Here is a 19,403-nt window from a genome sequence, read left to right as displayed (position 1 = left end):
GTGTTTTCTGCTGTTAGATCGCCATTACGGGTTGAATAACCATAGTGACTATCATGGTTACTCATTACCCTTCCGCTTTCGGTTCGCTGCATGCTTAGCCGTACATTGAAAGCCTGGGGTAAACAACGCCACACGATCCATTGTCATTTTGAGAGTCATTTAAAGGGGTTAACGTGAAACTGGATGAAATCGCGCGTCTCGCAGGCGTTTCGCGCACTACGGCCAGTTATGTCATCAACGGCAAGGCGAAGCAGTATCGTGTCAGCGATAAAACCGTCGAAAAAGTGATGGCCGTGGTCAGGGAGCACAATTATCACCCGAATGCCGTAGCGGCAGGGCTGCGTGCAGGCCGCACTCGTTCTATCGGCCTGGTGATCCCGGATCTGGAAAATACCAGCTATACCCGCATTGCCAACTATCTGGAACGCCAGGCGCGTCAGCGCGGTTATCAACTGTTGATCGCCTGCTCGGAAGATCAGCCGGATAATGAAATGCGCTGCATTGAGCACCTGCTGCAACGCCAGGTTGATGCGATCATCGTCTCCACGGCGTTACCGCCGGAGCATCCTTTCTATCAACGCTGGGCTAACGATCCTTTCCCGATTATCGCGTTGGATCGCGCTCTGGATCGTGAACACTTTATCAGCGTGGTGGGGGCCGATCAGGAAGACGCCTTTGCCTTGGCGCAGGAGTTACGCACTTTCCCCGCCAAGTCGGTGTTGTATCTGGGGGCTTTGCCTGAGCTTTCGGTCAGCTTCTTGCGTGAGCAGGGTTTCCGTCAGGCCTGGCAGGATGATGAGCGGCAGGTAGATTATCTTTATGCCAACAGCTATGAACGTGAAGCAGCCGGTGTGCTGTTCGCGGAATGGTTGAAAACCCATCCGATGCCACAGGCGCTGTTTACCACCTCATTCTCGCTGTTGCAGGGAGTGATGGACGTAACGCTGAAACAACGTGGGCGTTTACCGGCGGATCTGGCGATTGCCACCTTTGGTGACCATGAGCTATTGGATTTCCTGGAGTGCCCGGTGCTTGCCGTGGCCCAGCGCCACCGTGATGTTGCCGAGCGGGTGCTGGAGCTGGTACTTGCCAGCCTGGATGAACCACGCAAACCCAAACCGGGTATGACGCGCATTCGCCGTAACCTGTTCCGCCGTGGCAGCCTGAGCCGCAAGTAATCTTCAAGGGGCCGTAATTCGGCCCCTAAACGTAACCCACCACGCGAAACAGCCTGCGGCAATATTCCAGAAAATAGCCGTACACTACGCCCATCGCCATTGAGATCACCGCATTGCTGGTCACCGCGGCCAGGATCTGCTGGCCGTCTGCACCCACACTCCAAAGAATGGCAGCGTAAACCGGCGATTGGAAACTGACATAAGCCAACAGATCGGCCAGGTTACGCAGCAAAAACTGCCCGTGTGGGCTGCGGCGTGCGGTGGCGATAAAGAAATCGCGGTAGCGGCCATAGGGCCAGGCGATCAGGATATTGACGGGGATCGACACCAGTCGGGAAGAGAGCGATTGGCTAAAGCTCATGCCCGAAATCAGTATTTCAATCGCCATCCCGACGATAAAACAGTACACCACCAGCGCAAAAGTATCGGCGGCAGCGCTGCGCCATGATGAAACGGCTCTAGACATGACACGATCCCTGATTTTATCGGTTAATATGTTGTTTGTTAATGTTAATTAGGTGTTATTAACTGACCATGCTGCTATTTAGTAGTTTACTTGACTGCATTGATTGTTATAAGTGGCTTAAAATTTTTATTTTTAACATTTGAGTGATTTTTATCCTGACAACAGAGGGGAAAGCGCGTAAAGCAGGAATTTAAAATGGCAGTTGTAAAAATTACGATTATAAACAGTGTGTTATGATTGTATGGCAACGGTGAGATGAGGGGGTTGCGGCTGATTTAGCGATAGGCTCACTAATTTTACGTATATTCCTAAAGTCGCAAAAAAATCCAGATGAATTGTAAATAGGTGTTTTGAGAATAATCTTACCATTTTGATTTGAATCATAATTAGCGGCTTGAGCCAGTGCTTCTTCATTTATTTTATCGTTGGGTTGTTCTTTGACGGAATAATTGAAGTAAAATAGCGCGCCGTTGGCAGCGAAATACTCAGCGAGTGTTATTAAGTCAAGGGTTTATGGCATTTCCCTGCTGGCAGGCGGCTTGCAGCCAAGCCTTGACCGATGCGGGATGCGGTGGGGTTGTCCCCGCCGAGAGCGATGTTGAAAAGTGAGACCTGGATTGCAGAAGGACATAATGAGTTATTTAATCGTCAATTTGTGTTTATTTTAATCACACTCTTTCCGCTTAGAAAATTCTCCTCTTTAATCATGATGTTAATTTATATTCATGCAATAAATAGAGTTCCTTTCGTGAGCCAGCCTCCAAAATATGCCTATAAATATTGCCAAACCGCTCTTGCTCTGGCTTGACAAGGTTTTCATACCCTCCGTAAACTCCCTTATGTGGGAATTTGTGGTGTAAAGTGGTGAAAAGGGTCACGAGGGGGTAGCTCAGGTATGTTTCGTGGGGCAACGATGGTCAACCTCGACAGTAAAGGGCGGCTCGCCGTACCAACCCGTTATCGGGATTTACTGAATGAGGAATCGCAAGGCCAAATGGTTTGCACCATTGACCTCCATCAGCCCTGCCTGCTGCTTTATCCATTACCTCAATGGGAAATCATCGAGCAAAAGTTGTCCCGTCTGTCGAGCATGAATCCCGCCGAGCGCCGAGTCCAGCGCTTGCTGTTGGGGCATGCCAGTGAGTGTCAGATGGATAATGCCGGCCGGTTGCTGTTAGCCAATACGCTACGCCAACATGCCGGGCTTACTAAAGAAGTGATGCTGGTCGGGCAGTTCAACAAGTTTGAACTGTGGGATGAACAGACCTGGTATCAACAAGTCAAGGATGATATTGACGCGGAACAATCCACTCAGGAACCGTTGTCTGAGCGGCTACAGGACTTGTCACTATAAGCATGCTGGAAAATTATAAACATACGACCGTACTGCTGGATGAGGCCGTGAAGGGTCTCAATATTCGCAGTAACGGCATCTACATCGACGGTACTTTTGGTCGCGGTGGTCATTCTCGTCTGATCTTGTCCCAACTGGGGCCGGAAGGGCGCTTGTTGGCTATCGATCGCGATCCGCAGGCAATTGCCGCAGCTCAATCTATTGCAGACCCACGGTTTACTATCATCCACGGCCCGTTTTCCGATTTGGCTGACTATGTGCAGCAACGGGAACTGGTGGGCAAGATCGACGGCGTGTTGCTCGACTTGGGCGTCTCTTCCCCGCAGTTGGATGACGCAGAACGCGGATTTTCCTTTATGCGTGACGGCCCGCTGGATATGCGTATGGACCCTTCAAGTGGCCAATCCGCCGCCGAATGGTTGATGAAAGCGGAAGCCGACGATATTGCCTGGGTGCTGAAAACCTTCGGTGAAGAACGCTTCGCCAAACGCATTGCCCGCGCCATCGTGGAAAGAAACCAAGTTGAGCCGATGACCCGTACCAAGGAACTGGCCGAGCTGATCGCCCATGCCAGCCCGTTCCGTGATAAGCATAAACACCCGGCAACCCGCAGCTTCCAGGCGATCCGTATCTACATCAACAGCGAGCTGGAAGAGATCGAGCGCGCGCTGGACGGTGCATTAGCCGTGTTGGCACCAGAAGGCCGCCTGTCGATCATCAGCTTCCATTCGTTGGAAGACCGTATCGTCAAAAGCTTTATGCGCCACCACAGCCGTGGTGCCCAGGTTCCGGCAGGAATTCCGCTAACCGAAGCGCAGTTGCGTGAAATGGGCGGCCGCACGCTGAAAGCCTTGGGCAAAATGAAGCCAGGTGATGTTGAAGTGGCGGAAAACCCACGGGCGCGCAGTTCGGTGCTGCGTATTGCCGAGAGGATGCCTGCGTGATTGGTAATGAGCGCCACGGTTTAGTTGGCGTCATTGGTGGCGATCTGCTGCGTAACGCCAAGATCCCGCTGATTCTGATGATTGCCGCGCTGGTTTCCGCCGTGTTTGTGGTGACCACCGCGCACCGTACCCGCCTGCTGACCGCCGAGCGCGAACAGCTGGTGCTGGAGAGGGATGCGCTGGATATCGAATGGCGCAACCTGATCCTGGAAGAGAATGCTCTTGGCGATCACAGCCGCGTTGAGCGTATCGCCACCGAAAAACTGCAGATGCAACACGTTGATCCATCGCAGGAAATTATCATTGTCAAGCCATGAGTGGTTTAGCCGAAGTCACGATACGGAGCAAATAGCTAACGCATGAAAGCAGTACGTCCCGGTAAGAAGTTGAAACGCCAGGAAGATCAGGCCAGCTTTGTCAGCTGGCGTTTTGCGTTGCTGTGCGGCTGTATTCTGTTGGCGCTGGTTGGGCTGATGCTGCGTGTGGCTTATTTGCAGGTGATCAATCCGGATCGGTTGGTGAAAGAAGGCGACATGCGCTCGCTGCGTGTGCAGTCGGTTCCCACTGCTCGCGGCATGATCAGTGACCGCTCTGGCCGCCCGTTGGCGGTGAGCGTGCCGGTGAACGCCGTGTGGGCCGATCCGAAAGAGTTGAACGAACGCGGGGGTATTACGCTGGATTCGCGCTGGAAAGCGCTGTCCGACGCGTTGCAAATTCCGCTCGATCAGCTCTCCAATCGTATTAATGCCAATCCGAAGGGGCGCTTTGTCTATCTGGCCCGGCAGGTTAACCCGGCGATTGGTGATTACATCCACAAGCTGAAATTGCCTGGCATCTACCTGCGCCAGGAATCGCGCCGCTACTACCCGTCTGGCCAGGTTACTTCTCATATCATCGGCGTGACCAACATTGACGGCGAAGGGATCGAAGGGGTCGAAAAGAGCTTTGATCGCTGGCTGACCGGCCAACCGGGCGAAAGAACCGTTCGTAAAGACCGCTATGGCCGAGTGATCGAGGACATCTCCTCGGTAGACAGCCAGGCAGCGCACAATCTGGCGCTGAGCATCGATGAACGCCTGCAGGCGCTGGTTTATCGTGAACTGAATAACGCCGTCGCCTTCAACAAGGCGGAGTCTGGTACCGCAGTGCTGGTGGACGTGAACACCGGAGAAGTGCTGGCGATGGCCAACAGCCCATCGTACAACCCGAACAATATGGCCGATACGCCGAAAGACACCATGCGTAACCGTGCCATCACCGATATTTTTGAACCTGGTTCTACCGTGAAACCGATGGTGGTAATGACGGCGTTGCAGCGCGGTGTAGTGAAAGAAAATAGCGTGCTCAATACCATCCCTTACCGCGTTAGCGGCCATGAAATCAAAGACGTGGCGCGTTATTCGGAACTGACCGTGACCGGGATCTTGCAGAAGTCGAGTAACGTCGGTGTTTCAAAGCTGGCGTTAGCGATGCCGTCCTCAGCGTTAGTAGATACTTACTCACGTTTTGGGCTGGGAAAAGCGACCAATTTGGGGCTGGTCGGAGAAAGCAGTGGCTTATACCCAAAAAAACAACGGTGGTCTGACATAGAGAGGGCCACCTTCTCTTTCGGCTATGGGCTAATGGTAACCCCGTTACAGTTAGCGCGAGTCTATGCCACGATCGGCAGCCTGGGCGTTTATCGCCCGTTGTCGATCACCAAGGTTGACCCTCCGGTTGCCGGTGAACGCGTCTTCCCTGAGGCTACCGTGCGTACGGTAGTGCACATGATGGAAAGCGTCGCCTTGCCGGGCGGTGGTGGGGTGAAAGCCGCCATCAAGGGTTATCGTATTGCCATTAAAACCGGTACCGCCAAAAAGGTCGGGCCGGATGGTAAATACGTCAACCGATATATCGCTTATACCGCGGGGGTGGCGCCAGCTAGCCAGCCTCGTTTTGCTCTAGTGGTGGTCATCAACGATCCACAGGGTGGGAAATACTACGGTGGTGCGATTTCCGCGCCGGTGTTTGGTGCCATCATGGGGGGCGCGCTGCGGATCATGAACGTTCAGCCAGATGCGCTGCCCACCGGTGACAAAAGCGAATTAGTGATTAATAACAAAGAGGGTTCAGGTGGCCGATCGTAATTTGCGCGATTTACTCGCTCCGTGGGTGCCAACGGCACCCGAGCGCGCGCTGCGGGAAATGATATTAGACAGCCGTATTGCGGCTGCCGGGGATCTGTTTGTCGCCGTAGTTGGCCATCAAACGGATGGACGCCGCTATATTCCGCAAGCCATCGCCCAAGGGGTTGCCGCCGTTATCGCTGAAGCGGAAGGCGAAGCTGAAGACGGTAAAATTTGCGAAATGCATGGCGTGCCGGTGATTTACCTGAGCCAACTTGGCCAGCGCCTGTCGGCGTTGGCCGGGCGTTTCTATCATCAGCCTGCCGAACGTCTGCGCCTGATTGGCGTGACGGGGACCAACGGTAAAACCACCACTACCCAACTGTTAGCCCAGTGGAGCCAACTGTTGGGTGAAACTGCCGCCGTGATGGGCACCGTGGGCAACGGTTTGTTAGACCAGGTTTGCCCAACGGAAAATACCACCGGCTCTGCCGTCGACGTGCAGCACGTGCTTAACGATCTGGCGCAGCAAGGGGCCACCTTTGCCGCGATGGAAGTTTCGTCTCATGGCCTGGTGCAACACCGCGTGGCGGCTTTACCCTTTGCCGCAGCCGTATTCACCAACCTGAGCCGCGATCATCTGGATTACCATGGTGACATGGCCAGCTACGAAGCGGCCAAATGGTCACTGTTTGCGGGCCACGACGTTGGTCAGGCGATCATTAACGCCGACGATGAAGTCGGGCAGCGTTGGCTGGCCAAATTGCCAGACGCGGTGGCCGTCACCATGCAGGACAATTTGCAGCCTGGTTGTCATGGCCGCTGGCTGAAAACCACGGCGGTGGCCTATCACGATAATGGTGCCACCATCCACTTCAGCTCAAGCTGGGGCAACGGCGAGATCGAAAGCCGCCTGATGGGGGCCTTCAACGTCAGTAACCTGATCCTGGCATTGGCGACGCTGCTGTCCCTCGGTTACCCGTTGGAGACGCTGGTTAACACGGCCAATCAGCTACAGCCGGTCTGTGGCCGGATGGAAGTCTTCAATGCGCCAGGCAAGCCGACGGTGGTGGTGGATTATGCCCACACCCCGGATGCCCTGGAAAAAGCGCTGGAAGCCGCTCGTCTGCATTGCCAAGGGCAACTGTGGTGCGTGTTTGGCTGCGGTGGCGACCGTGATAGAGGTAAGCGCCCACTTATGGGTGGCATTGCCGAACAGTTTGCCGATCGGGTGGTGATCACGGATGACAATCCGCGCACCGAAGAACCGCAGACGATCATCAAGGATATTCTGGCCGGGCTGCTGGATGCCGGGCATGTACAGGTGATCCATGGGCGCGCCGAAGCCGTGACCAGCGCCATCATGCAAGCCAAAGAGCAGGATGTGGTGCTGGTAGCAGGTAAAGGCCACGAGGATTACCAACTGGTGGGTAACCGCCGTCTGGATTACTCCGATCGTACTACCGTCGCACGTTTGCTGGGGGTGTTGGCATGATCCCGGTCTCCCTCCAGACGCTGGCGGCGGTATTGGATGCCGAGCTGATCGGCACCGACTGCATCATTACCGAAGTGACGAGGGATACTCGTCAGGTCACTGCGGGTTGCCTGTTTGTGGCCCTGAAAGGGGAGCGTTTCGATGCTCACGACTTTGCCGCCGATGCTGTCGCCGCTGGCGCAGGCGCTTTGCTGGTAAGTAAGCGCTTATTGGTGGAGGCTCCGCAGCTGGTGGTGAAAGATACCAGTCTGGCACTGGGGCAGTTTGCCGCCTGGGTACGTCAGCAGGTGCCAGCCAAAGTGGTGGCGCTGACCGGTTCATCGGGCAAGACCTCGGTGAAAGAGATGACCGCGGCCATTTTACGTGAATGTGGCGAAGTGCTGCATACCGCCGGGAATTACAATAACGAGATCGGCGTGCCGCTAACGCTGCTGCGTTTAGAGCCGCAGCATGATTTTGCGGTGGTTGAACTGGGTGCCAACCATATCGGTGAGATTGCCTATACCACCGCTTTGGCGCAACCGCAGAGCGCGCTGGTGAATAATCTGGCCGCTGCCCATCTGGAAGGTTTTGGCTCACTGGCTGGCGTTGCGCAGGCCAAGGGTGAAATCTTTGCCGGTTTGACCTCGGATGGTGTGGCGATCCTCAACGCCGATAGCAACGACTGGCCGCACTGGCAGGCGCAGTTACAGGGCAAGACAGTCTGGCGTTTCTCCCCCCAGGCTGCGGAATCAGTGGATTTCTTTGCCAGCGATATCCAGGTGAAAGGGAGCGTAACTCACTTCACCCTGCACAGCCCGTTCGGTACGGTGGCGATCGAGTTGCCATTGCCAGGCCGCCATAACGTGGCCAATGCGTTGGCAGCAGCAGCACTGGCAATGTCGGTTGGCGCTACGCTGGCCGCCGTGAGTGCAGGCTTGCAACAGCTACAGGCAGTGCCAGGGCGTTTGTTCCCGATCGCCTTGGCGCAAGGCAAGCTGTTGCTCGATGACAGCTATAACGCCAACGTTGGCTCCATGACGGCAGCAGCGCAGGTGCTGGCAGAAATGCCGGGTTATCGCGTGATGGTCGTTGGCGATATGGCCGAGTTGGGTGCAGAGGCCGAAGAGTGTCATCGTCAGGTGGGTGAAGCTGCCCGTCTGGCCGGTATTGATAAAGTCATCAGCGTGGGTGGGCTGAGCCAGGTATTGAGCTCCGCCGCCGGTAACGGTGAACATTATCAGGATAAAACAGCAGTGACCGCGCGCGTAGCGGAACTACTCTCAGCACATGCGGTAATTACCGTGTTAATCAAAGGTTCACGTAGTGCCGCAATGGAGCAGGTAGTACGCGCGTTACAGGAGAAAGCACCATGTTAGTTTGGCTGGCCGAACATTTGGTCAAATATTACTCAGGCTTCAACGTCTTTTCCTATCTGACGTTCCGGGCCATTGTCAGCCTGCTGACCGCGCTGTTCCTTTCCCTGTGGATGGGGCCGAAGGTGATCAAACGCCTGCAGGAAATGTCCTTTGGTCAGGTAGTGCGTAACGACGGCCCAGAATCGCACTTTAGCAAGCGCGGCACGCCGACTATGGGCGGCATCATGATCCTGACCTCCATCACCATTTCGGTGCTGATGTGGGCCTATCCGTCCAACCCTTACGTGTGGTGCGTACTGTTCGTACTGGTGGGTTACGGCATCGTCGGCTTTGTCGATGACTATCGCAAAGTGGTGCGCAAAGATACTCGGGGGTTGATTGCCCGCTGGAAATATTTCTGGCAATCGGTGATTGCCCTGGTCGTGGCCTTTGCCATGTATGCCGTAGGAAAAGACACGCCAGCCACCGAGCTGGTTGTGCCGTTCTTTAAGGACATCATGCCGCAGCTGGGCTTGCTGTACGTGGTGTTGGCCTACTTCGTGATTGTCGGCACCAGCAACGCGGTCAACCTGACCGATGGGCTGGATGGCCTGGCGATCATGCCAACCGTGTTTGTGGCGGCGGGCTTTGCGCTGGTGGCCTGGGCGACCGGTAACATGAACTTCGCCAACTACCTGCATATACCGTATCTGCGTCATGCCGGTGAGTTGGTCATTGTCTGCACCGCGATCGTCGGGGCCGGTTTAGGTTTCTTGTGGTTTAACACCTATCCGGCTCAGGTGTTTATGGGTGACGTGGGTTCACTGGCTCTGGGCGGCGCGTTGGGCACCATCGCCGTGCTGCTGCGCCAGGAGTTCTTATTGCTGATTATGGGCGGTGTGTTCGTGGTTGAAACGCTGTCGGTGATCCTGCAGGTGGGATCGTTCAAGCTGCGCGGGCAACGTATTTTCCGCATGGCGCCGATCCACCATCACTATGAATTGAAAGGCTGGCCAGAACCACGGGTGATCGTGCGCTTCTGGATTATTTCGCTGATGCTGGTGCTGATTGGCCTGGCGACGCTGAAGGTGCGCTGATTATGGTGGATTATCAGGGTAAAAAAGTAGTCATCATCGGGTTGGGCCTCACCGGCCTGTCCTGCGTTGATTTCTTTATGACCCGTGGCGTGACGCCGCGGGTTATGGATACCCGTATTTCGCCGCCGGGGCTGGATCAACTGCCCGAGAGCGTTGAACGTCATCTGGGTTCCCTGAACGAGGAATGGCTCCTGTCTGCGGATTTGATTGTGGCTAGCCCAGGCATGGCATTAGCGACTCCGGAATTGAGCGCTGCCGCCGATGCCGGGGTTGAGATCGTCGGTGACGTTGAGCTGTTCTGCCGTGAAGCCCAGGCACCAATCGTGGCGATCACCGGTTCCAACGGCAAGAGCACCGTCACCACGCTGGTGGGTGAGATGGCCAAGGCCGCCGGTTGGGCCGTGGGCGTTGGGGGCAATATCGGCCTGCCTGCGCTGAGCCTGTTGCGCCAGGAGTGCCAACTGTACGTGCTGGAGCTGTCGAGCTTCCAATTGGAAACTACTCACAGCCTGCATGCCGCAGCGGCCACCATTTTGAACGTGACCGAAGATCATATGGATCGCTATCCATTTGGCCTACAGCAATACCGTGCCGCCAAATTGCGCGTCTATGAAAATGCCGAAGTCTGCGTAGTGAATGCGGACGACGCGCTGACCATGCCGGTGCGCGGTGCCGATGAGCGCTGTGTCAGCTTTGGTGCCGACGTGGGGGACTATCATCTGAATCGCCAGCAGGGTGAAATCTGGCTGCGGGTGAATGGTGAGAAAGTCCTCAACACCAGCGAGATGAAGCTCACCGGTCGCCATAACTTTACCAATGCGTTGGCGGCCCTGGCCCTGGCCGATGCCGTCAAGCTGCCGCGTGCGTCCAGCTTGAAAGCGCTGACGACCTTTACCGGCCTGGAGCACCGCTTCCAACTGGTGTGGGAAAACAACGGCGTGCGCTGGATTAATGATTCCAAAGCCACCAACGTCGGCAGCACCGAGGCCGCGCTGAACGGCCTGCAGGTTAAGGGTACGCTGCATCTGCTGTTGGGCGGTGATGGCAAGTCTGCGGACTTCTCGCCGCTGGCACGCTATCTGCAAGGTGACAACGTGCGCTTGTACTGCTTTGGCCGCGATGGCGCTCAGTTGGCACAGCTGCGTCCGGAAGTCGCGACCCAGACAGAAACGATGGAGCAGGCGATGCAGGCCATTGCCCGCCAGGTGACATCAGGCGATATGGTGCTGTTGTCACCGGCCTGCGCCAGCCTGGATCAGTTCCGTAATTTTGAAGTGCGTGGCAACGAGTTTGCCCGTCTGGCACAGGAGCTGGGCGGATGAGACTACGGGTGCCGACGTTCGGCCTGACCAGCAAGCTGAAAGACTGGGTGATGGGATCGCGTGAAAGCGATACGAGCAGCATGGTGCTGTATGACCGTACCCTGCTGTGGCTGACCTTTGGCCTGGCGATTGTTGGTTTTGTGATGGTGACGTCGGCCTCAATGCCTATCGGCCAGCGCCTGGCAGAGGATCCTTTCCTGTTTGCCAAGCGTGATGCACTTTACCTTGGCCTGGCGTTCGGCCTGTCGCTGGTGACGCTGCGTATCCCGATGGCCGTTTGGCAGCGCTATAGCAACGTCATGCTGCTGTTATCGATAGTCTTGTTGCTGGTGGTGCTGGTGGTTGGCAGCTCGGTCAACGGGGCTTCACGCTGGATTTCACTGGGCCCATTGCGTATCCAGCCCGCAGAGTTATCCAAGCTGTCGCTGTTTTGCTACCTGGCGAGCTATCTGGTGCGCAAGGTAGAGGAAGTCCGTAGCAACTTCTGGGGCTTCTGTAAGCCAATGGGCGTGATGGTGGTGCTGGCGGTGTTGCTGCTGGCCCAGCCGGATTTGGGGACGGTGGTGGTGCTGTTTATCACCACGCTGGCGATGCTGTTCCTGGCCGGGGCAAAGATGTGGCAGTTCCTGGCGATCATCGGATCGGGCGTGTTTGCCGTGGGGCTGCTGATCATCGCGGAACCTTACCGTATGCGCCGCGTGACTTCGTTTTGGAACCCATGGGCCGATCCGTTTGGCAGTGGTTATCAGTTAACCCAGTCGCTGATGGCGTTTGGCCGCGGCGAGTTCTGGGGGCAAGGGCTGGGTAACTCGGTACAGAAACTCGAGTATTTACCCGAGGCGCATACCGACTTTATCTTCTCCATTTTGGGCGAAGAACTGGGCTATATCGGTGTGGTTTTCGCCCTGTTAATGGTATTCTTCGTCGCTTTTCGCGCCATGTCGATCGGCCGCAGGGCGTTGGAGATAGACCAGCGATTTTCCGGTTTTCTGGCGTGTTCGATCGGTGTCTGGTTCAGTTTCCAGGCGTTGGTGAACGTTGGAGCGGCAGCGGGGATGTTGCCAACCAAAGGCTTGACCTTGCCACTGATAAGCTACGGTGGCTCGAGCCTGATCATTATGTCGACGGCGATCGTGCTGTTGCTGCGAATTGATTATGAAACGCGCCTGACCAAAGCGCAGGCGTTTGTGAAGAGGTAGCGGATGAGCGGTAAAGCTAAGCGTTTAATGGTGATGGCAGGCGGTACCGGCGGGCACGTATTTCCGGGGCTGGCGGTCGCGCATCATCTGATGGCGCAGGGCTGGCAAGTTCGCTGGCTCGGTACCGCAGACCGAATGGAAGCCGATCTGGTACCAAAGCACGGGATCGAGATTGATTTTATCCGCATCTCCGGGCTGCGTGGCAAAGGCCTAAAAGCGCAGTTGACCGCACCGGTGCGTATCTGGCAGGCGGTGCGTCAGGCGAAAGCGATTATGCGCAGCTATCAGCCGGACGTAGTGCTGGGGATGGGCGGTTACGTTTCTGGCCCTGGCGGTTTGGCCGCCTGGCAGTGCGGTATCCCGGTAGTGCTGCATGAGCAGAACGGCATTGCGGGCCTGACCAACCGCTGGCTCTCCAGGATTGCCAAGAAAGTGTTACAGGCGTTCCCAGGCGCGTTCCCGAATGCGGACGTCGTGGGTAACCCGGTGCGTACAGATGTGTTGGCGCTGCCGCTGCCCGCTGAGCGCTTGAACGGGCGTGAAGGGCCAATCCGCGTGCTGATTATCGGCGGTAGCCAAGGTGCACGCGTGCTGAATCAGACAGTTCCTGAAGTCGCCGCGCTGCTGGGCGATAGAATAGCTCTCTGGCATCAGGTAGGTAAGGGCGCATTGCCAACGGTACTGCAAGACTACGAGAGGGTAGGGCAGACCGGGCACAAGGTGACCGAGTTTATTGATGACATGGCAGAGGCTTATGCCTGGGCGGATGTGGTGGTGTGCCGTTCTGGCGCGCTGACCGTCAGCGAAGTGGCTGCTGCGGGACTACCGGCCATTTTTGTGCCGTTCCAGCACAAAGATCGTCAGCAATACTGGAACGCGCGTCCTCTGGAAGAGGCCGGTGCAGCCAAAATTATTGAACAGCCGCAGTTTACTGCCGATGTCGTGGCGGAACTGCTGGCAAGCTGGGATCGCCCAACGCTGTTGAAGATGGCCGAAAAGGCCCGCGCGGTAGCGATCCCGGATGCAACAGAACGTGTGGCGGCAGAAATTATTCGTGCAGCCCTGTAAGGCCGTCGGGGTTACCCCTGTTGAGCTAAATCGAACCTGATAGATAGAGAAGTGATGAATACACAACAATTGGCGAAACTACGTACTTTCGTGCCCGAGATGCGACGCGTCCGGCACATTCACTTTGTTGGCATCGGTGGTGCCGGCATGGGTGGTATCGCCGAGGTGTTGGCCAACGAGGGTTATCAGATCAGCGGTTCCGACCTGGCACCGAACCCGGTCACCCAGCAGTTGAGCGAGCTTGGGGCAACGATTTACTTTCATCACCGCCCGGAAAACGTGCTGGATGCCAGCGTGGTAGTGGTGTCGACCGCTATCCCGGCAGACAACCCGGAGATCGTCGCAGCCCGTGAGGCGCGCATTCCGGTGATCCAGCGGGCAGAAATGCTGGCCGAGCTTATGCGCTATCGCCATGGCATTGCCATCGCCGGTACACACGGCAAAACCACCACCACGGCGATGGTGTCCAGTATTTATGCCGAAGCCGGTCTTGACCCAACGTTTGTTAACGGTGGGCTAGTGAAGGCGGCAGGTACCCACGCACGTTTGGGTTCTAGCCGTTACCTGATTGCGGAAGCGGATGAGAGCGATGCGTCGTTCCTGCATTTGCAACCGATGGTGGCGATTGTCACCAACATCGAAGCCGACCATATGGATACCTACCATGGCGACTTCGAGAATTTGAAGCAGACGTTTATCACCTTCCTGCATAACCTGCCGTTCTACGGTCGTGCGGTAATGTGCATCGATGATCCGGTCGTGCGTGAGTTGTTGCCGCGCGTGGGTCGCCATATCACCACCTACGGCTTTAGCGAAGATGCGGATGTGCGCATCGAGAGCTATAGCCAGATCGGGCCGCAGGGGCACTTTACCCTGAGCCGTCAGGACAAACCGTTGATGACGGTGACCCTGAATGCACCGGGCCGCCATAACGCCTTGAACGCGGCGGCGGCGGTTGCCGTGGCGACGGAAGAAGGCATTGCCGACGAAGCCATTCTGCGTGCGCTGGCCGGTTTCCAGGGAACGGGGCGTCGTTTCGATTTCTTGGGGGAATTCCCACTGGCGGCGGTGAACGAAAAACAGGGTAGTGCCATGTTGGTGGACGATTATGGCCACCACCCAACGGAAGTGGATGCGACCATCAAGGCCGCGCGTGCCGGTTGGCCAACCAAGCGGGTGGTGATGATCTTCCAGCCGCACCGCTATACCCGTACTCGCGATCTGTATGACGATTTCGCCAACGTATTGTCGCAGGTTGACGTGTTGCTGATGCTGGATGTCTATCCGGCGGGTGAAGCTCCGATCCCTGGCGCTGATAGCCGTAGCCTGTGCCGTACCATTCGCAATCGCGGCAAACTGGATCCGATCCTGGTGTCCGATGCGGATACCGTGCCAACGCTGTTGGCGCAACTGTTGCAAGGGGACGACCTGGTGCTGGTGCAAGGGGCTGGCAATGTCGGTAAAATCGCGCGCCGGCTGGCTGAACTAAAACTGCAACCACAGATCAAAGAGGAGGATCATCATGGCTGATAAAGTCGCCGTATTGCTGGGTGGTACCTCCGCAGAACGTGAAGTTTCACTGCAATCTGGCGCGGCCGTGCTGGCCGGGTTGCGAGAAGCGGGCATTGATGCACATGGCATCGACACCCGTGACTTCCCTGTCACCGAACTGAAAGCGCACGGGTTCACCAAAGTGTTCATCGCGCTGCACGGGCGTGGCGGTGAAGATGGTACATTGCAAGGCCTGCTGGAGTTTTTGCAGTTGCCTTATACCGGCAGCGGCGTGATGGCTTCGGCGCTGACCATGGATAAATGGCGCAGCAAAATGGTGTGGCAGTCGATGGGGCTGCCAGTGGCGCCTTACGTGGCGCTGAGCCGCCGCCAGTATCTGGGCGACGATCGGCAAAGCCAACTGGCTGCCATTGAAGCTCTGGGATTACCGCTGATTGTGAAGCCAAGCCGCGAAGGTTCCAGCGTTGGCATGAGCAAAGTGACCGAACGCGCAGCCCTGGAAGGGGCGTTGGAAGAAGCGTTCCGTCATGATGAGGATGTGCTGGTAGAGAAATGGCTCAGCGGTCCGGAATACACCGTGGCGATCCTGGGTGACAAGGTGCTGCCTTCCATCCGTATTCAGCCCGCTGGCGTGTTTTACGATTACCAGGCCAAATATATTTCCGACGATACACAGTATTTTTGCCCGAGCGGCCTGGATGCACAGCAGGAAGCCGCTATGGCTGCGCTGGCACTGCGGGCCTACCGTGGGCTGGATTGCAGCGGCTGGGGGCGTGTTGATGTCATGCAAGACAGCGATGGCAGCTTCTACCTACTGGAAGCGAACACTTCACCGGGCATGACCAGCCACAGTCTGGTCCCGATGGCGGCCCGGCAGTCCGGATTAACTTTCTCGCAGTTGGTTGCGGGAATTCTGGCGTTGGCTGACTGAGATGTCGCAAGCGGCTCTGAATGCACGCGATCGCGAGGCGGATAACGGCCCACGCCGCAGCAATGGCACCCAGCTGGCAGGGATGATTTTCCTGCTGATGGTGTTAGGCACCATCCTGTGGTGCGGCTGGGTAGTGGTGGGTTGGATGCAAGATGCCAGCCGTCTGCCGCTCTCAAGGCTGGTATTGACCGGTGAACGCCATTTCACCACTAACGACGATGTTCGCCAGGCGATATTGGCTTTGGGAGCACCGGGCACCTTTATGACGCAGGATGTGGACATCATCCAGCAGCAGATCGAGCGTCTGCCGTGGGTCAAGCAGGCCAGCGTACGTAAACAGTGGCCGGATGAGCTGAAAATCCACCTGGTGGAGTATGTCCCGGTGGCGCATTGGAATGATTTGCACATGGTTGATGCCGAGGGCAAGTCGTTCAGCATTCCGGCGCAGCGTTTGGGCAATCAGAAATTACCGTTGCTCTATGGTCCGGAAGGCAGCGAACAGGATGTTCTGGAAGGTTACCGCGCGATGAACGGCGTGCTGGCAGCCAGCAAGTACCAGCTTAAGATGGCGTCCATGACGGCCCGCCATTCGTGGCAGTTGGCTTTGGATAACGATGTTCGGCTGGAACTGGGACGTGACGATCGCATGGGTCGCTTGCAACGCTTCATCGGGCTTTATCCGGTGCTGTTGCAGCAGGCGCAGGCGGAAAACAAGCGCGTCAGCTATGTCGATTTACGCTATGACTCCGGTGCCTCAGTCGGCTGGGCTCCGGCGTTTATCGACCCGCAGGCAGCCCTGGGCGATCGACCAAACAGTAATCAGCAACAGAATCAGGCACAGGCAAAACAACAATGATCAAGTCGACGGACAGAAAACTGGTAGTTGGACTGGAGATCGGTACCGCAAAAGTCTCCGCATTGGTGGGGGAAGTTTTGCCCGATGGCATGGTCAACATTATCGGGGTGGGCAGTTGCCCGTCTCGCGGTATGGATAAGGGTGGCGTTAACGATCTGGAATCGGTAGTCAAGTGCGTACAGCGCGCTATCGATCAGGCCGAACTGATGGCGGATTGTCAGATTTCTTCGGTTTACCTGGCCTTGTCGGGTAAGCATATCAGCTGTCAGAACGAGATCGGGATGGTGCCGATCTCCGAAGAGGAAGTGACGCAGGAAGACGTGGAGAACGTGGTGCATACCGCCAAGTCGGTGCGTGTGCGTGACGAACACCGCATCCTGCACGTTATCCCTCAGGAATATGCCATCGACTATCAGGAAGGCATCAAAAACCCGGTTGGGTTATCCGGCGTGCGTATGCAGGCCAAGGTGCACCTGATCACCTGCCATAACGATATGGCCAAGAACATTGTCAAAGCAGTAGAACGTTGTGGTCTGAAAGTGGACCAACTGATTTTCGCCGGTCTGGCCGCCAGTTATGCGGTGCTGACCGAAGATGAGCGCGAGCTCGGCGTCTGTGTGGTAGATATCGGCGGGGGCACCATGGATATGGCGGTGTATACCGGCGGTGCTCTGCGCCACACCAAAGTGATCCCTTACGCCGGGAACGTGGTCACCAGCGATATCGCCTACGCCTTCGGCACGCCGCCGACCGACGCGGAAGCGATTAAAGTTCGACACGGTTGTGCACTTGGGTCGATTGTTAGCAAGGATGAAAGTGTTGAGGTTCCTAGCGTGGGGGGAAGGCCTCCTCGGAGTCTGCAAAGACAGACATTGGCTGAAGTGATTGAGCCGCGCTACACCGAACTGTTGAATCTGGTTAACGATGAAATATTGCAATTGCAGGAGCAACTGCGTCAGCAAGGGGTGAAGCATCATCTGGCAGCGGGTATTGTGCTGACCGGCGGTGCCGCCCAGATTGATGGCCTGGCAGCCTGTGCGCAACGGGTATTCCATACCCAGGTACGCATCGGCCAACCCTTGAACATCACGGGTCTGACGGATTACGCGCAAGAGCCTTACTATTCTACAGCGGTCGGGCTACTGCACTATGGAAAAGAGTCTCACCTGAGCGGTGAGGCAGAAGTAGAAAAACGCGCCTCGGTGGGCAATTGGTTTAAACGCATCAATAGCTGGCTGAGAAAAGAGTTTTAATGTTTAGACAAAGAGATCATGCTGAGTAATCTTTTTATGATCTCGCAGCGACAGGCACAAAACGGAGAGAAACTATGTTTGAACCAATGGAACTAACCAATGACGCGGTGATTAAAGTCATCGGCGTCGGCGGTGGCGGTGGCAATGCCGTTGAACACATGGTGCGCGAGCGCATCGAAGGTGTTGAATTCTTCGCCGTTAATACAGACGCTCAGGCGCTGCGTAAAACGGCAGTTGGCCAAACCATCCAGATTGGTAGCGGTATTACCAAAGGTCTGGGTGCAGGCGCGAACCCGGAAGTGGGTCGTAATTCAGCGGAAGAAGACCGTGAAGCCCTGCGCGCCGCCCTGGAAGGTGCAGACATGGTCTTCATCGCGGCCGGCATGGGGGGCGGTACCGGTACCGGTGCTGCGCCAGTGGTGGCAGAAGTCGCAAAAGATCTGGGTATTCTGACCGTGGCCGTAGTGACCAAGCCTTTCAACTTTGAAGGCAAGAAGCGCATGGCATTCGCGGAGCAGGGTATCGCCGAGCTGTCCAAGCACGTGGACTCGCTGATCACCATCCCGAACGACAAGTTGCTGAAAGTTCTGGGCCGTGGCATTTCTCTGCTGGACGCGTTCGGCGCGGCCAACGACGTGCTGAAAGGCGCCGTGCAGGGTATTGCCGAACTGATCACCCGTCCAGGCCTGATGAACGTCGACTTTGCTGACGTTCGCACCGTGATGTCCGAAATGGGCTACGCGATGATGGGTTCTGGCGTTGCCTGTGGCGAAGATCGTGCCGAAGAAGCGGCGGAAATGGCGATCTCCAGCCCACTGCTGGAAGATATCGACCTGTCCGGCGCCCGTGGCGTACTGGTCAACATCACCGCTGGCTTCGACCTGCGTCTGGATGAGTTCGAAACCGTGGGTAACACCATTCGTGCTTTCGCTTCCGACAATGCGACCGTGGTAATCGGTACCTCGCTGGATCCGGAAATGAACGACGAACTGCGCGTGACCGTAGTTGCGACCGGTATCGGTATGGACAAACGTCCTGAAATCACCCTGGTAACCAATAAACAGGCCAGCCAGCCAGTGATGGATCACCGTTACCAGCAGCATGGTATGTCACCGCTGCAGCAGGAAGTGAAACCTGCCGCCAAGGTGGTGAACGATCAGAACGCGCAACCAAACAAAGAGCCTGATTATCTGGATATCCCGGCCTTCTTGCGTAAGCAGGCAGACTAGGAATAAGCTGATAATTTGGAATCTCCGCTCTTTGTGCTAAACTGTCCCGCCAGCCTT

At 56.4% G+C, this 19,403-nt stretch carries 17 protein-coding genes; 16 read left to right on the top strand and 1 reads right to left on the bottom strand.

The features are described 5' to 3' along the window. The first annotated feature begins 173 nt into the window (after window positions 1-173). Window positions 174-1,178 (top strand): catabolite repressor/activator, encoded by a 1,005-nt coding sequence (gene cra / locus ACMV5I_RS04440; protein ID WP_021179314.1) that lies wholly within the window; start codon window positions 174-176, stop codon window positions 1,176-1,178. 25 nt (window positions 1,179-1,203) lie between these two features. Here the strand turns inward: cra and ACMV5I_RS04435 are convergent, their stop codons facing one another. Then, window positions 1,204-1,644: an L-alanine exporter AlaE gene (locus ACMV5I_RS04435; RefSeq protein WP_024483535.1), complete on the bottom strand. Its 441-nt coding sequence runs from the start codon at window positions 1,642-1,644 to the stop codon at window positions 1,204-1,206. An 895-nt stretch (window positions 1,645-2,539) separates the two neighbouring features. Between ACMV5I_RS04435 and mraZ the strand changes: the two genes are divergently transcribed. The 15 genes from mraZ (at window position 2,540) to ftsZ (ending at window position 19,346) form a co-directional block, all read left to right on the top strand. Continuing rightward, complete coding sequence (mraZ, locus tag ACMV5I_RS04430; protein ID WP_024483534.1) at window positions 2,540-2,998, top strand: division/cell wall cluster transcriptional repressor MraZ; 459 nt, start codon at window positions 2,540-2,542, stop codon at window positions 2,996-2,998. Window positions 2,999-3,000: 2 nt separating this feature from the next. After that, entirely contained in the window at window positions 3,001-3,942 is a 942-nt protein-coding gene (gene rsmH, locus ACMV5I_RS04425; protein WP_024527176.1) for a 16S rRNA (cytosine(1402)-N(4))-methyltransferase RsmH, read from the top strand. After that, window positions 3,939-4,259 carry a cell division protein FtsL gene (ftsL, locus tag ACMV5I_RS04420; protein ID WP_021179318.1) on the top strand — a complete coding sequence of 107 codons (321 nt, stop codon included), beginning with the start codon at window positions 3,939-3,941 and terminating at the stop codon, window positions 4,257-4,259. Before rsmH ends, ftsL begins: the two co-directional genes overlap by 4 nt. Window positions 4,260-4,301: 42 nt before the next feature. Next, complete coding sequence (locus ACMV5I_RS04415; RefSeq protein WP_024483531.1) at window positions 4,302-6,068, top strand: peptidoglycan glycosyltransferase FtsI; 1,767 nt, start codon at window positions 4,302-4,304, stop codon at window positions 6,066-6,068. Then, on the top strand, window positions 6,055-7,542 hold the full coding sequence (gene murE / locus ACMV5I_RS04410) for a UDP-N-acetylmuramoyl-L-alanyl-D-glutamate--2,6-diaminopimelate ligase (protein ID WP_202811011.1): 1,488 nt from the start codon (window positions 6,055-6,057) through the stop codon (window positions 7,540-7,542). Before ACMV5I_RS04415 ends, murE begins: the two co-directional genes overlap by 14 nt. Then, on the top strand, window positions 7,539-8,900 hold the full coding sequence (gene murF, locus ACMV5I_RS04405; protein ID WP_202671501.1) for a UDP-N-acetylmuramoyl-tripeptide--D-alanyl-D-alanine ligase: 1,362 nt from the start codon (window positions 7,539-7,541) through the stop codon (window positions 8,898-8,900). The genes murE and murF overlap by 4 nt, the downstream gene beginning before the upstream one ends. Continuing rightward, window positions 8,894-9,976, top strand: a complete 1,083-nt coding sequence (mraY, locus tag ACMV5I_RS04400; protein WP_121608688.1) for a phospho-N-acetylmuramoyl-pentapeptide-transferase — start codon at window positions 8,894-8,896, stop codon at window positions 9,974-9,976. The genes murF and mraY overlap by 7 nt, the downstream gene beginning before the upstream one ends. 2 nt (window positions 9,977-9,978) lie before the next feature. Further along, entirely contained in the window at window positions 9,979-11,298 is a 1,320-nt protein-coding gene (gene murD / locus ACMV5I_RS04395) for a UDP-N-acetylmuramoyl-L-alanine--D-glutamate ligase (protein WP_414823760.1), read from the top strand. Continuing rightward, a complete protein-coding gene (ftsW, locus tag ACMV5I_RS04390; protein WP_414823759.1) occupies window positions 11,295-12,497 on the top strand; it encodes a cell division protein FtsW in 1,203 nt (400 codons plus the stop codon). Before murD ends, ftsW begins: the two co-directional genes overlap by 4 nt. A gap of 3 nt (window positions 12,498-12,500) precedes the next feature. Further along, window positions 12,501-13,565: an undecaprenyldiphospho-muramoylpentapeptide beta-N-acetylglucosaminyltransferase gene (murG, locus tag ACMV5I_RS04385; protein WP_024483526.1), complete on the top strand. Its 1,065-nt coding sequence runs from the start codon at window positions 12,501-12,503 to the stop codon at window positions 13,563-13,565. Between the two features lie 54 nt (window positions 13,566-13,619). Next, the gene (murC, locus tag ACMV5I_RS04380) at window positions 13,620-15,095 is read left to right on the top strand and encodes a UDP-N-acetylmuramate--L-alanine ligase (protein WP_024527168.1); all 1,476 of its coding nucleotides are present in this window, start codon (window positions 13,620-13,622) and stop codon (window positions 15,093-15,095) included. Continuing rightward, entirely contained in the window at window positions 15,088-16,008 is a 921-nt protein-coding gene (locus ACMV5I_RS04375; RefSeq protein WP_202728615.1) for a D-alanine--D-alanine ligase, read from the top strand. The genes murC and ACMV5I_RS04375 overlap by 8 nt, the downstream gene beginning before the upstream one ends. A 1-nt stretch (window position 16,009) precedes the next feature. Then, window positions 16,010-16,864 (top strand): cell division protein FtsQ, encoded by an 855-nt coding sequence (gene ftsQ, locus ACMV5I_RS04370; RefSeq protein WP_414823758.1) that lies wholly within the window; start codon window positions 16,010-16,012, stop codon window positions 16,862-16,864. Next, on the top strand, window positions 16,861-18,117 hold the full coding sequence (ftsA, locus tag ACMV5I_RS04365) for a cell division protein FtsA (RefSeq protein ID WP_004950148.1): 1,257 nt from the start codon (window positions 16,861-16,863) through the stop codon (window positions 18,115-18,117). The genes ftsQ and ftsA overlap by 4 nt, the downstream gene beginning before the upstream one ends. 74 nt (window positions 18,118-18,191) lie before the next feature. Beyond that, window positions 18,192-19,346 carry a cell division protein FtsZ gene (ftsZ, locus tag ACMV5I_RS04360; RefSeq protein WP_121608690.1) on the top strand — a complete coding sequence of 385 codons (1,155 nt, stop codon included), beginning with the start codon at window positions 18,192-18,194 and terminating at the stop codon, window positions 19,344-19,346. Window positions 19,347-19,403: the final 57 nt, after the last annotated feature.

Origin of the sequence: Serratia sp. T13T92 (assembly GCF_047530105.1) — a bacterium.
GTDB lineage: Bacteria > Pseudomonadota > Gammaproteobacteria > Enterobacterales > Enterobacteriaceae > Chania > Chania fonticola.
This window is presented reverse-complemented; position numbering and strand designations above follow the sequence as displayed.

Bases quoted from the DNA above. Each gene is read 5' to 3' on its own strand.
- mraY (WP_121608688.1), top strand. From the start codon at position 8,894: ATGTTAGTTTGGCTGGCCGAACATTTGGTCAAATATTACTCAGGCTTC.
- ACMV5I_RS04375 (WP_202728615.1), top strand. From the start codon at position 15,088: ATGGCTGATAAAGTCGCCGTATTGCTGGGTGGTACCTCCGCAGAACGT.
- ftsQ (WP_414823758.1), top strand. From the start codon at position 16,010: ATGTCGCAAGCGGCTCTGAATGCACGCGATCGCGAGGCGGATAACGGC.
- rsmH (WP_024527176.1), top strand. From the start codon at position 3,001: ATGCTGGAAAATTATAAACATACGACCGTACTGCTGGATGAGGCCGTG.
- ftsA (WP_004950148.1), top strand. From the start codon at position 16,861: ATGATCAAGTCGACGGACAGAAAACTGGTAGTTGGACTGGAGATCGGT.
- ftsZ (WP_121608690.1), top strand. From the start codon at position 18,192: ATGTTTGAACCAATGGAACTAACCAATGACGCGGTGATTAAAGTCATC.
- ftsW (WP_414823759.1), top strand. From the start codon at position 11,295: ATGAGACTACGGGTGCCGACGTTCGGCCTGACCAGCAAGCTGAAAGAC.
- murG (WP_024483526.1), top strand. From the start codon at position 12,501: ATGAGCGGTAAAGCTAAGCGTTTAATGGTGATGGCAGGCGGTACCGGC.
- murC (WP_024527168.1), top strand. From the start codon at position 13,620: ATGAATACACAACAATTGGCGAAACTACGTACTTTCGTGCCCGAGATG.
- ACMV5I_RS04415 (WP_024483531.1), top strand. From the start codon at position 4,302: ATGAAAGCAGTACGTCCCGGTAAGAAGTTGAAACGCCAGGAAGATCAG.
- ACMV5I_RS04435 (WP_024483535.1), bottom strand. From the start codon at position 1,644: ATGTCTAGAGCCGTTTCATCATGGCGCAGCGCTGCCGCCGATACTTTT.
- murD (WP_414823760.1), top strand. From the start codon at position 9,979: ATGGTGGATTATCAGGGTAAAAAAGTAGTCATCATCGGGTTGGGCCTC.
- murF (WP_202671501.1), top strand. From the start codon at position 7,539: ATGATCCCGGTCTCCCTCCAGACGCTGGCGGCGGTATTGGATGCCGAG.
- mraZ (WP_024483534.1), top strand. From the start codon at position 2,540: ATGTTTCGTGGGGCAACGATGGTCAACCTCGACAGTAAAGGGCGGCTC.